We start from the raw sequence: 11554 nt of genomic DNA, 5'->3' as shown, positions 1-11554 counted from the left end.
CAGGACCGCGGCGAACTCGGCGTAGGTGCGGTGCACCCGGATGCCCGGGTAGAGCTTCTTGAGGGTGTTGGCGTGGAACCGCTCGGGCACGGCGACCTCGAGCGTGTCCAGGGGCTGCCGGTGTCGGTGCCGGCCAGGACCCCGTGGGCCATCGCGAGCACCCACGTCGCGTAGGCGGTGAGGTGCACGCCGCGCCAGGCGCGGGCCGCCGCGGGGCTCGACGCCATCCGGCCGCGCAGGAGCCCGGTGACGGCGAGGACCACGAAGCCGTAGACGGCGAGCGTGCCCAGCCCGAGCGCGAGGGCCCGGTAGCCGGCCGTGAACGGCACCAGCGCGCCGCCGACCGAGACGTCGACGTAGTGGTCGGTCACCAGGAGCACGGCGTGCAGCCCGATCATCGCCAGGGTCAGCACCGCCGCGGAGCGGTGCACGAGCTGGGCGACCACGCGTCCCTCGCCGCGCGAGGAGGAGCCGGCGGCGCCGAGGACGACGGTGAGGGTGGCGGCGATCAGGGCGACGAAGCCCGCGGCGCGGGCCAGGTACCACAGCGTCATGCCGCCACCTCGCCGTGCGGCCAGCCGGCGGTGGTGACCACGCGGCCGTCGGCCAGCACCAGCCGGGCGGCGTGGTCGCGGAGCCGGTCGGCCGCGCCGGTGCCCCACACGAGCGCGGCCGTGCTGAGCGCGTTCGCCTCCGCACAGGTCGCGGCGAGCACCGTCGCCGTGCGCACGGCCCCGTCCGTCGGGAGGCCCGTCGCCGGGTCGATCACGTGGTGCCGGTCCTCGCCGTCGTCCCCGGCCCAGCGGCGGCTGCGCGTGGAGGAGGTGGCGATGCCGCCGCGGGCCAGCGGGACCACCTCGCCGGGCCCGCCCTCGTGCTCGCTGACCAGCACCGGCCAGCTGTGCTCGCCGCTGCTCGCGACGTCGCCGCCGATCGAGACCAGCGCGGGCACGCCCAGCGTCGCGGCGACCCGGCGGGCGGCCTCGTCGGCGGTCCAGGCCTTCGCCGTGGAGCCGAGGTCCAGCGCCAGGCCGGCCGGCACGCTCACCCGCCCGCGCTCGGCGTCCACGAGCACCGCCGTGTGGTCCGCTCGTGGCGCGGGACGCCCGCCCGGCGTGGACCGCCCGGCGGTCGCCCCGAACGAGCGGAGCACCTCGATGTCGGTGACGTAGCCGGCGGCCTCGAGGTGCCGGCCGACCGTCGGGTCGCAGGCGCCGCCGGTGGCGCGGGCGGCGTCCAGGGCGACCCGCACCAGGTGGATCGTCAGCGGGCCCACCGGCACCGGGCTGCCGGCGGCGGCGTTGATCCGGCTCAGGTCGCTGTCGGTGCGGAACCGGCTGGCGGCCAGAGCGACGTCGTCCATCAGCCCGCGCACCACCCGCTCGGCGCGGGCGCCGTCGGCCGCGGCGGGGGCGCCGGCGTGCGGGCGGCCGTCGGCGAGCACCACCCGCACCGCGCACGACCAGTCGCGCCACTGCAGCGCGCTCATGACGCGTGGCTCCCGGCCGCCGGGCCGCCGGAGCCGGCCTGGGAGCCGCCGGACGTGTCGGGGACGCCGTAGGTCCCGCGGTCGTCCGAGCCGCCCGAGGTGCTGGAGGTGCCGGAGGTGCCGGTCCCGTCCGTGGTGTCGGCGGAGGCGGAGGTGGTCGAGCCGGCCGCGGCGGCGGTCAGCAGGCCGGTGGCGGAGGCCGCGGCGATCACCACGCCGGCGGTGATCACCCGGGCCCTGGTCAGGAGCGAGTCGCGTGCGGAGTCCATGCCCCGAGGCTCGCGGCAGCCGGGTCAGGCGCCACCCAAGGGAACCTCAAATCGCGGTCAAATCGGGCTGAGCGCCACCTGAGAGCGCGAGTCGGCGGGCTGCTGAGGCGCCGCGTCACATGGATTCTGGTCGGGTGCAGGCCCGAGAAGCGACCAGGATCCATGTGACGCGGGAGGTCAGGCCAACCCGAGGTCGAGCCGGACCACGGTCCACTCCTCGGCCCCGGAGCCGGTCCCACCCGGCTCCCGGCCCACCACCAGCTCCCCGCCCGAGGCCCGCGCGCAGCGCCGGGCGATGTCCAGGCCGAGGCCGGACGAGCCCCGGTCGCTGAGGCCGCGGCGCACCGAGCGCGGGTCGAAGCCGGGGCCGGCGTCGCGGACGGCCACGATCACGCGGGGCGCGTCCGGGGCGGCGTACGCGCGGACGCCGATCGCGGTGCCGTCGGGGGTGTGCGCGATGCAGTTCTCCAGCAGCGCGTCGATCGCCGCGCGCAGGTCCTCGTCGGCGCAGCGCACCTCGGGCAGGTCCGGCGCCACGTCGACCTCCATCCGCCGGTCCTGGTCCTCGACCAGCGGTCGCCAGTAGTCCACCGACGCGGCCACCACCGGCCCCGGCCGGCAGCCGACCCGGGCCCCCTCGCGCACCGTGCGGCGGGCGTCGTGGATCACCGCGGTGAGCGTCCGCTCCAGGGTGTTCACCCGGTCCTCGAGGTCGCTGCGGGCGGGCCCCTCGGGCAGCGACTCGACGTCGAGGCGCAGCGCGGTCAGGGGCGTGCGGAGGCGGTGGGAGAGGTCGGCGGCGGTCTCCCGCTCGGCGGCCAGCAGCTCGTCGATCCGCCCCGCCAGGCCGTTGAGGGCGTGCGCCACCCGGCGTACCTCGGGCGGCCCGGACTCCGGCACCCGGGCCATCGCGTCCCCGGCGGCGATCGCGTCGGCGAGGTCCGCGGTCCGGCCCAGGTCGCGCACCAGCCGCCGGGAGACGAACTCCGCGGTGGCGGCCACGACGAGCAGGAGCACGCCGGCGGCCAGCGCCAGCGGCAGCAGGCGCTCGGTGACCCGGTGGCGCACCTCGTCGTCGGCCGCGAACGCCGTGACCGAGGTGGGGCCGCCGGCGGTGCGCACGTCGACGCGGACCAGGCTGCCGCCGTCGACCGCCGTGATCTGGGCGCCGCTCTGGCGCAGGAACGGCTCGTCGTGGTCCCCGTCGCCGTCGTCGGCCCCGCCGTCGTGCCCGTCCTCCCGTTCCGGCGGCGACGCGCTCGGCGAGTACGTCGGCGCGGAGGTCGTGCCGGCGTCGGGCAGCGTCGGCCCGTACCGGGTGCCGTCGGGGGCGACCACGGCGACCGGGCTGCCCTCGTCGCGGTCGTTGATCCGCTGCACGTACGCCGTCAGGTCGCCGGTGCCGCCGGCGGAGAGGTAGTCGGCGACGGCCCAGGCGGTGTCGGTGGCGTCCTGCTCGACGTCCTGCTCGGCGGCGCGCCGCTCCAGCAGGCCCAGCGGGATCGCGAACAGCAGCAGCACCGCCGTGGTGGCGCCGACGGTGAGGGTGAGGATCCGGGTGCGCAGCGTCACGGCGCACCGTCGCCGCTGTCGGGGCCGTCGGGGGCCACGAGCTTCACCCCGACCCCGCGCACGCTGTGCAGGTAGCGCGGCTCGGCCGCGCTCTCGCCGAGCTTGCGGCGCAGCCACGAGAGGTGGACGTCGACGGTGCGGTCCGCCCCGCCCCACGGCTGCTGCCACACCTCGGCCAGCAGCTGGCGCTTGGAGATCACCTGGCCGGTGCGCGAGGCGAGCGCCAGCAGCAGGTCGAACTCCTTGCGGTTGAGGTCCAGGTCGCGGCCGTCGAGGGAGGCGGTGCGGGAGACGGCGTCGATGGTCAGGCCGCCGACCACCACCCGCTGCTCCTCGGGCTGGGCGCGCGCCGTGCGGCGCAGCACCGCCCGGACCCGGGCCATCGCCTGGGCGGCGGAGAAGGGCTTGATCAGGTAGTCGTCGGCGCCGGCGTCGAGGAGGCGGACCACCTCCCGATCGTCGTCGCGGGCGGTGGCGACGACGACCGGCAGGTCGCCCTGCGCGCGGATCAGCGCCAGCACGTCGGCGCCGTCCAGGTCCGGCAGGCCCAGGTCCAGCACGACGACGTCGGGCCGTTCGGTGGGCAGCGCCTGGATCGCCTCGACCGCGCTGCCGACGGCCGCGACGGTCGCGCCCTGGTCCGTCAGCCCGCGGGCCAGGCTGCGACGGATCGCCTCGTCGTCCTCGACCAGCAACAGGTGCACCACGGCGCCGAGCCTAGAGGCGGACCCGTCGGCGTACGGGGTGGAAGCGCGCGTCGTCACATCCCGATTGGCCCCGAAACCGCCGGAAAAGGGGCCAATCGGGATGTGACGACGCCGCTCGGCCCCGGGCCGGCCTCACATCGCCGGGACGATCGTCTCCCGGGTCAGGTCGGCGATGCTGGTGTAGCCGTCGACGGCCATCAGCAGGTCGGCCTCGGCGAGCAGCGAGCGCAGCACGTGCACGAGCCCGGGCACCCCGCCCAGCCCGAGGCCGTAGACGTAGGGCCGGCCGACCGCGACCGCGGTGGCGCCGAGCGCGAGCGCCTTGACGACGTCGGAGCCCGACCGCACGCCGGAGTCGAAGATGACCGGCGCGTCGCCGGCGGCCTCGACCACGCCGGGCAGCCACTGCAGCGCGGAGCCGCCGCCGTTGGCCTGGCGGCCGCCGTGGTTGGAGCAGTAGATGCCGTCCATGCCGCCGTCCAGCGCCCGGCGGGCGTCGTCGGGGTGGCAGATCCCCTTGAGCAGCATCGGCAGGTCGGTCAGCGACCGCAGCCAGGCGAGGTCCTCCCAGCCCATCGGGTTGCCGAAGATGCCGGCCCACGTCAGCACCAGCTCGCCGGGCGTGGCGCCGGGGTCGAGGAACTCCTGGAAGACCGGGTCGGAGGTGTAGTTGGCCAGGCACTTGCCGCGCAGCTGGGGGAAGTTGCCGGTCGCCAGGTCGCGCGGGCGCCAGCCGGGCACCCAGGTGTCGAGGGTGACCACGATGCCGTCGTACCCGGCCTTCTCGGCGCGCCGCACCAGGCTGTGGGCGAGGTCGCGGTCCTTGGGCGTGTAGAGCTGGAAGTACGACGGGGTGTCGCCGGTCGCCGCGGCCACGTCCTCGAGCGGGTCGCTCATCAGGGTCGACCCGATCATCGGCACGCCGGTCTGCGCCGACGCCTCGGCGGTGTGGACGTCGCCGTGCTGGTCGGGGGTGCACAGCCCGATCACGCCGACGGGCGCCATCATCAGCGGGGTGGGCAGGGTCGCCCCGAACAGCTCGATCGACAGGTCGCGCTCCCCGTTGCCACCGAGCATCCGGGGGATGAGGGCCCACTTCTCGAACGCGGAGACGTTGGCCCGCTGGGTGGCCTCGTTGCCGCAGCCGCCGGCGATGTAGGTGCGCAGCTCGGGCGGGAGCGCGGCGAGCGCGTCGCGCTCGAGGACGTCGTAGTCGAAGGGCATCCGGGGGAGCACCCCGTTGACGGCGTTGAAGTACAGCTCCAGCTGGTAGTCGCCAAAGGCCATCGGTCCACCTCGCGCTCGGGATCCTGGTCGGCCGTCACTGTAACGCCGATCACAGAGAAAGATAGCGAACGGTCGCTAAGTGTGTAAGGTGAGTCACATGACGGGGGTGGGAGGCCGGCGCACCCAGGCGCAGCGCCGCGACGCCACCATCAACGCGCTGCTGGAGGCGACCGTCGTCTGCCTCGCCGAGCGCGGGTACGCCGGCACCTCGACGTCGGCGATCTGCGCACGCGCCGGGGTCAGCCAGGGGGCGCTGTTCCGCCACTTCCCGACCCGGCAGGCGCTGCTGGTGGCCACCGCCGACCTCGCCTCGCGACGCAACATCGAGGCCGCCCGCGGCCTGCTCCGGTTCGACCTCGCGGGCGTCGAGGGGCTCACCGACGCCCTGCTCCACCTGCGCGAGGTGGTGCTCTCGCCGACCAACCAGACGTGGCGCGAGCTGCTCGTCGCCGCCCGCTCCGACGCCGACCTGCGCGCCGCGCTGCGCCCCGCCCGCCTCGACTTCCAGCGGCAGATGCTCGCGCTGGCGCGGGAGATGTGGCGCGACCACCTGCCCGCCGACGAGGTGGCACCGGTGCTGAGCATCGTCGTGAACGTGCTCGACGGGTTCGCCTTCTCCGCGCTCGACCCCGCCCCGACGGCCGCGCCCGGACGCACGGTGCGCGGCGCCCTCGCGGTGCTCGCCCAGATGATCGTCGACCGCTACCCGGATCCGCCCGCAGACGCCCCGAACGACCCGACCGCCCCGAACGCCCCGAACGCCCCGACCGCCCCGACCGCCCCGGAGGAGACCCGATGACCGAGACACCGAGCGGCCCCGCCGCCGACTTCACCCCCGACGCGATCGTGGTCGGAGCCGGCCTGGCCGGCCTGGTCGCCACCCACGAGCTGGCGAAGGCGGGCAAGCGGGTGCTGGTGCTCGACCAGGAGAACCGCGCCAACCTCGGCGCCCAGGCGTTCTGGTCCCTCGGCGGGCTCTTCTTCGTCGACTCCAAGCAGCAGCGCCGCACCGGGATCAAGGACTCCTACGAGCTGGCGCTGCAAGACTGGATGGGCAGCGCCCAGTTCGACCGGCTCGGCGACGGCACCGACGGCCCCGACCGCGGCGAGGACTACTGGCCGCGGCGGTGGGCCGAGGCCTACGTGAGGTTCGCGCACACCGAGAAGCAGGCCTACCTCAACGACCTCGGCCTCTCCTCGATGCCGTTCGCCGGCTGGGCCGAGCGCGGCGACGGCCGGGCCACCGGCCACGGCAACTCGGTCCCGCGCTTCCACCTCACCTGGGGCACCGGGCCGGAGGTGGTCCGCGTCTTCGCCGAACCGGTCGAGGCCGCCGAGCAGCGCGGCCTGGTCCGGTTCGGCTTCCGGCACCGCGTCGACGACCTCGTCGTGGAGGACGGAGCCGTCGTCGGGGTGCGCGGCGCGCAGCTCGCCGAGGACGACTCCCCGCGTGGGGTGAGGTCCAACCGCGACGTGGTCGGCGAGTTCGACTACCGCGCCGCGGCCGTCGTCGTCGGCAGCGGCGGCATCGGCCACAACTTCGACCTGATGCGCCAGAACTGGCCCACGGAGCGGATCGGCCCGGCGCCGGAGCACCTGATCGCCGGCGTACCGGCGCACGTGGACGGGCGGATGATCGGCATCACCGAGGCCGCCGGCGCCACCGTGGTCAACCGCGACCGGCTCTGGGCCTACGTCGAGGGCGTCCACAACTGGGACCCGATCTGGCCCGACCACGCGATCCGGATCCTGCCCGGGCCGTCGTCGATGTGGTTCGACGCCGACGGCAAGCGGCTGGAGGGGATGTCCGGCGTACCGGGGGCGGACACCAACGGCAGCATGAAGCAGGTGCTGGCGGGAGGCCACGACTACTCCTGGTTCATCCTGACCCAGACCATCATCGAGAAGGAGTTCGGGCTCAGCGGCTCGGAGCAGAACCCCGACATCACCGGCAAGGACGTGAAGTTCGCGATCAAGAGCCGGCTGGCGAAGGGGGCCCCGGGCCCGGTCGAGGCGTTCAAGGAGCACGGCGTCGACTTCGTGGTCGCCGACAACCTCGCCGACCTGGTCGCGAACATGAACGAGATCGCGCGCGGGCCGCAGCTCGACGTCGCCGAGATCGAGCGCCAGATCGTGGCCCGCGACCGGGAGCTGGACAACCCGTTCTGCAAGGACGTGCAGGTGATGGCGATCGCCAACGCCCGCCGCGCGAAGACCGAGAAGATCATCCGGGTGGCCCCGCCGCACCGGATCCTGGACCCCGCCCACGGCCCGCTGATCGCGGTTCGCCTCAACATCCTCTCCCGCAAGACGCTGGGCGGGTTGGAGACCAACCTGGACGCCCAGTGCATCGCCGCGGACGGCAGCCCGATCCCGGGCCTGTACGCTGCGGGCGAGGCCGCCGGCTTCGGCGGTGGCGGCGTGCACGGGTACAACGCGCTGGAGGGGACGTTCCTCGGCGGCTGCATCTTCTCCGGGCGGACCGCCGGCCGGGCGATCGCCCGGGGCTGATCGCCTCGGGGCTGGCGTCCAGACCTGCCGTCGTCACATCCCGATTGGCCCCCTTCTTCGCCATTTCGGGGCCAATCGGGATGTGACGACGCGAAGACGACGCCGAGCCGGCAGAAGGTTCCTGCCGGCTCGGCGCCGTTCCTCCGCGTCGTGCCTCAGTCGGTCACTTGTTGACCGACAGGCGCAGCACGCCGTGCGAGTCCTGGCTCACCACCTTCACGGTCGTGCCCGTCTTCGGGACGTCGACGCCGATCCAACCCGGCTGGATCCGGCCCGGCTCCGAGCCGCCGGTCCACCACGACTCGGTGTCGTCGAAGACCTTCTGCGCCGGCTGCGACGGGATCCGCGTCGGCACCCCGTCCTGGTGCAGCGTGTAGGCCTCGGTCCGCTCCAGCCCGAACGTGGAGTCGTAGGACTGGATCCGCGGGCGCATCAGCGTGCCGTCCGACCAGTACAGGTGGTCGGGGTGCGCGTCGACCGGGAGCAGCAGCCCGCCGCCGGGGTGGTCGCCGACGTTGTTGTCGGCGTAGCTGGTGTCCCAGTAGTTGATCAGCAGCCCGTCCTGGTAGGAGAAGTGCTCCACCCAGTCCGGGAGGGTGCTGGCGTACCCGAAGTTGTACGGGCCGGTCCGCAGCGCGTCGTCGGCGCCGAGGTACTGCCGGTTCTCCAGCACGTAGGCGTTGAAGAACTCCTGCTCCTCCGACCCCGTCGTGGTCCGGAACCCGTCGAGGGTCCAGCCCTCGTCGGACTCCGCGGTGCCGATGGAGGCGCCGTCCAGCACGATCGCGTCGACCTGGAACCCGGACTCGACGGCGGCGACGTCGGTCCAGTAGCGGAAGCCGAGGTCGACCGTCTGCCCGGCGTACGCCGACAGGTCGGCGGTCAGCTCGACCCACTCGCCGCCCGAGTCGCCGGTGATCCCGTGCCCGAAGTTCTGGCCGTTGGGGTCGTCGTCGGTCGACAGGTTCGTCGCCACCGGCTCCCCGTCCACGGTCAGGTAGGCGTAGTCCCAGTCGTCCTCGATCGCGTACCGCACGTGGGCGCTGAACTCGCCCGCGCCGACCGTGACCTCCTTGGTCATCGTGACGTCGAGGTCGTTGCCGGAGCCGCTGTAGTAGTACTGGTCGCCCTCGTAGGGGGCGCCGAGCTCGAGCGGCACGGACTTGTCGGGCAGCAGCACGAACGCGCCCTGCGACTTCTTGGTGCGGTGCTCGGCCGGGCCGAGGTTCAGGACCCTCTTCTGGCCGGCCCCGACCACGTCGTAGGAGAGCCAGCCGAGCTGGAACTTCTCCCAGTTGCCCATGTGGGTCGGCTCGCCGCCGATGCCGTCCTCGGGCTTGCCGGTGTTGCCGTAGGAGCCGGAGCTCATCAGCGTCCAGAAGGCGGTCGAGTTCTCCGCGCCGCCGGTGTTGCCGGAGGTGTCGTAGAGGTCGGGCAGGCCGAGGTCGTGGGCGAACTCGTGCGCGAAGACGCCGACGCCGCCGTTCTCGGGCTCGATCGTGTAGTCACCGATCCAGATCCCCGAGGCGCCGATCTGGGTGCCGCCGAAGGGGACGGTCGTGTCGCCGACCGTGGGTCCGCCGGACCCGATCGGGGTGAGCTGGTTGTACCAGCGGTGCGACCAGATGGCGTCCTCGCCGTAGGCGCCGCCGCCGGTCTCCTCGCCCATGCCGGCGTGGATCGACTGGAAGTGGTCGATGTAGCCGTCGGGCTCGTCGAAGTTCCCGTCGCCGTCGTAGTCGTAGCGGTCCCAGACGTCGAACTGGGCGAGGTAGTCCTTCACGCCCTGCTCGCCCATCGCGGCGACGGCCTGCGTGTACCAGGCGTTCACCGAGTCCCGGACGAAGACCCAGGTCTGGGCGCAGACGATGCCGCCGCAGTAGTTGCGGCCGTAGTGCGCGGCCCGGTACGGGACCTGCACCCAGTCGGTGACGTCGCCGTTGACGCTGTAGGCGCCCGAGGACATCTCGGTGTAGAAGTTCCGCATCGAGATCGCGCCGGGGGCCTCGGAGAAGAGCAGGTCCTCGTAGTAGTCCTCGGAGAAGTCCGGCTCCCAGATGGTGGTGTTGTCCACCGAACGGTCGGGCTCGGGGATCTGGTTGTGCAGCGGGCCCTCGTCGCCGCCCTGGAGCACGCTGAACGGGCTCTCCTGGTCGCCGAACTCACCGAGCACGGTGAAGATCGAGTCCTCGTCCTGGCGGGCCAGCTCGACGTACTGGCCGGGGGCGATCTTGACGACCTTGTTCTTGCCCTTCGGGGTGACCTCGCCCTTGAGGACCATCTCCTGGGCGCGGGCGCGCTCGGCCGCCTGCTTGTCGGCCAGCGGCGAGGGGAGGTTGTCCTCCGAGCCGCTGGTCTCGTCGCTGGGGGGAGTCGGTAGCGGGCCGCCCGGCTCCGCGCTCGCCGGGCCGGCCAGGGCGCCGGGGAGCGCGAGCGCTGCGACACCGGTGACTGCCACGATCAGTCTTCTCATGCCTCAATCTCCTGTTGTCCGTTCACGGTGCGGGTCGCGCACCTGCTGGGACGCTAGTGAGGTGGGCGTCTCGTGTCACCCCTCGTCTACGACGGATTCTTGTGCTATTCGCGCGACCTGCGACATGAAGTCGCGGGGACGTGCCCGGTGCGACAAAAGGTTCCTGCGACGCCGGCGGCGGGCGGTTCGGCGCCGCCCGGCCTCCCCGGCCGGGACCGGGCCGCGGGGCGGATAGGTTGTCGCCCGTGACCGAGCACGAGACCAGCCCCCTGCCCAGCCCCGCGGACCTCACCGCCTACACGCACCGGGTGATCCCGATCCTCGGGGCCATGGGCATCGAGGTGATCGAGGCGGGGCGCAACGACGTCGCGGCACGGCTCCCGTTCGGGCCCAACGGCAACCACTTCGGATCCGCGTACGCCGGCTCGCTGTTCACCGTCGCGGAGGTCCTCGGCGGCATCTACGCGAGCACCTCGCTCGTGCTCGAGGGCGCCGTGCCGCTGGTGAAGCGGCTCGAGATCGACTACCGCCGCCCGGCGAACTCGGACGTCGTCTCGCGCGCCACGCTGCCCGACGAGGAGATCGAGCGGATCCTGGCCGAGACCGCCGCCAACGGGAAGTCGGACTTCCAGCTCTCCGCCGAGCTGACCGACGAGTCCGGCACGGTCGTCGCGACGACGCTCGGCCACTACCAGATGCGGAAGTTCTGACCACGGCCCCCGCGGTGGCACCGCGGCCCAAGCCGGTCCCGCTCGAGGCACGGCACTGGCCGGAGGTCGAGCGGATCCACGCCGCCGGGATCGCGGGCGGCCACGCCACGTTCGAGGCCGCCCCGCCGACCTGGGAGGGGTTCGACGCCGCGAAGCTGGCCGGGCACCGCCTGGTGGCCGTCGCCGGGGAGGACGGCCCGGTGCTCGGGTGGATCGCCGCCTCCGCGGTCTCGACCCGCGCCGTGTACGCCGGCGTCGTGGAGGTCTCGGTCTACGTGGACCCGCCGGCGGTCGGCCGGGGCGTGGGGCGGTTGCTCCTCGACGCGTTCCTCGCCTCGACCGAGGCGGCCGGGATCTGGACCGTGCAGGCCGGGATCTTCCCGGAGAACGCCGCCAGCCTGGCGCTGCACGGCGCGGCCGGCTTCCGGATCGTGGGTGTCCGCGAACGGGTGGGCCGGATGGCGTACGGGCCGCTCGCCGGGCAGTGGCGCGACGTCGTACTGATGGAGCGGCGCAGCGCCGTCGCCGGCACCTGA

The 11554-nt window shown here is 73.7% G+C and carries 11 protein-coding genes; 4 read left to right on the top strand and 7 right to left on the bottom strand.

Translation table 11 applies throughout. From position 1 onward, the window contains the following. From ABLM29_RS11160 to ABLM29_RS11135, 6 genes are all read right to left on the bottom strand, one after another. The coding region (locus tag ABLM29_RS11160; RefSeq protein ID WP_349714180.1) for a hypothetical protein at positions 1-554 on the bottom strand (554 nt) is incomplete at its 3' end. Continuing rightward, positions 551-1489 (bottom strand): FAD:protein FMN transferase, encoded by a 939-nt coding sequence (locus ABLM29_RS11155; protein WP_349714179.1) that lies wholly within the window; start codon positions 1487-1489, stop codon positions 551-553. The genes ABLM29_RS11155 and ABLM29_RS11160, both read right to left, overlap by 4 nt. Next, complete coding sequence (locus ABLM29_RS11150; protein WP_349714178.1) at positions 1486-1758, bottom strand: hypothetical protein; 273 nt, start codon at positions 1756-1758, stop codon at positions 1486-1488. The genes ABLM29_RS11155 and ABLM29_RS11150 overlap by 4 nt, the downstream gene beginning before the upstream one ends. A gap of 177 nt (positions 1759-1935) precedes the next feature. Continuing rightward, positions 1936-3330 carry a HAMP domain-containing sensor histidine kinase gene (locus ABLM29_RS11145; protein WP_349714177.1) on the bottom strand — a complete coding sequence of 465 codons (1395 nt, stop codon included), beginning with the start codon at positions 3328-3330 and terminating at the stop codon, positions 1936-1938. After that, complete coding sequence (locus tag ABLM29_RS11140; protein WP_349714176.1) at positions 3327-4037, bottom strand: response regulator transcription factor; 711 nt, start codon at positions 4035-4037, stop codon at positions 3327-3329. The genes ABLM29_RS11145 and ABLM29_RS11140 overlap by 4 nt, the downstream gene beginning before the upstream one ends. Positions 4038-4169: 132 nt before the next feature. After that, a complete protein-coding gene (locus ABLM29_RS11135; RefSeq protein ID WP_349714175.1) occupies positions 4170-5324 on the bottom strand; it encodes an alpha-hydroxy-acid oxidizing protein in 1155 nt (384 codons plus the stop codon). Positions 5325-5421: 97 nt separating this feature from the next. On the opposite strand from ABLM29_RS11135, the gene ABLM29_RS11130 reads away from it, so the two are divergent. Then, complete coding sequence (locus ABLM29_RS11130; RefSeq protein ID WP_349714174.1) at positions 5422-6123, top strand: TetR/AcrR family transcriptional regulator; 702 nt, start codon at positions 5422-5424, stop codon at positions 6121-6123. Then, a complete protein-coding gene (locus ABLM29_RS11125) occupies positions 6120-7835 on the top strand; it encodes an FAD-binding dehydrogenase (RefSeq protein WP_349714173.1) in 1716 nt (571 codons plus the stop codon). The genes ABLM29_RS11130 and ABLM29_RS11125 overlap by 4 nt, the downstream gene beginning before the upstream one ends. A 163-nt stretch (positions 7836-7998) precedes the next feature. Here ABLM29_RS11125 and ABLM29_RS11120 read toward each other — a convergent pair whose 3' ends face one another. Then, positions 7999-10293: an immune inhibitor A domain-containing protein gene (locus ABLM29_RS11120; RefSeq protein ID WP_349714172.1), complete on the bottom strand. Its 2295-nt coding sequence runs from the start codon at positions 10291-10293 to the stop codon at positions 7999-8001. A 260-nt stretch (positions 10294-10553) separates the two neighbouring features. Here ABLM29_RS11120 and ABLM29_RS11115 point away from each other — a divergent pair, with 260 nt between their 5' ends. Further along, positions 10554-11018, top strand: coding sequence for a PaaI family thioesterase (locus ABLM29_RS11115; protein ID WP_349714171.1), 465 nt, complete (start codon positions 10554-10556; stop codon positions 11016-11018). Positions 11019-11032: 14 nt separating this feature from the next. Continuing rightward, complete coding sequence (locus ABLM29_RS11110; RefSeq protein ID WP_349714170.1) at positions 11033-11554, top strand: GNAT family N-acetyltransferase; 522 nt, start codon at positions 11033-11035, stop codon at positions 11552-11554.

Source organism: Nocardioides sp. YIM 152588, from assembly GCF_040191335.1.
GTDB lineage: Bacteria > Actinomycetota > Actinomycetes > Propionibacteriales > Nocardioidaceae > Nocardioides.
This window is presented reverse-complemented; position numbering and strand designations above follow the sequence as displayed.

What these genes read in the sequence shown, in the direction of transcription:
- ABLM29_RS11135 (WP_349714175.1), bottom strand. Translation starts at nt 5,324, where the DNA reads ATGGCCTTTGGCGACTACCAGCTGGAGCTGTACTTCAACGCCGTCAAC.
- ABLM29_RS11125 (WP_349714173.1), top strand. Translation starts at nt 6,120, where the DNA reads ATGACCGAGACACCGAGCGGCCCCGCCGCCGACTTCACCCCCGACGCG.
- ABLM29_RS11155 (WP_349714179.1), bottom strand. Translation starts at nt 1,489, where the DNA reads ATGAGCGCGCTGCAGTGGCGCGACTGGTCGTGCGCGGTGCGGGTGGTG.
- ABLM29_RS11130 (WP_349714174.1), top strand. Translation starts at nt 5,422, where the DNA reads ATGACGGGGGTGGGAGGCCGGCGCACCCAGGCGCAGCGCCGCGACGCC.
- ABLM29_RS11150 (WP_349714178.1), bottom strand. Translation starts at nt 1,758, where the DNA reads ATGGACTCCGCACGCGACTCGCTCCTGACCAGGGCCCGGGTGATCACC.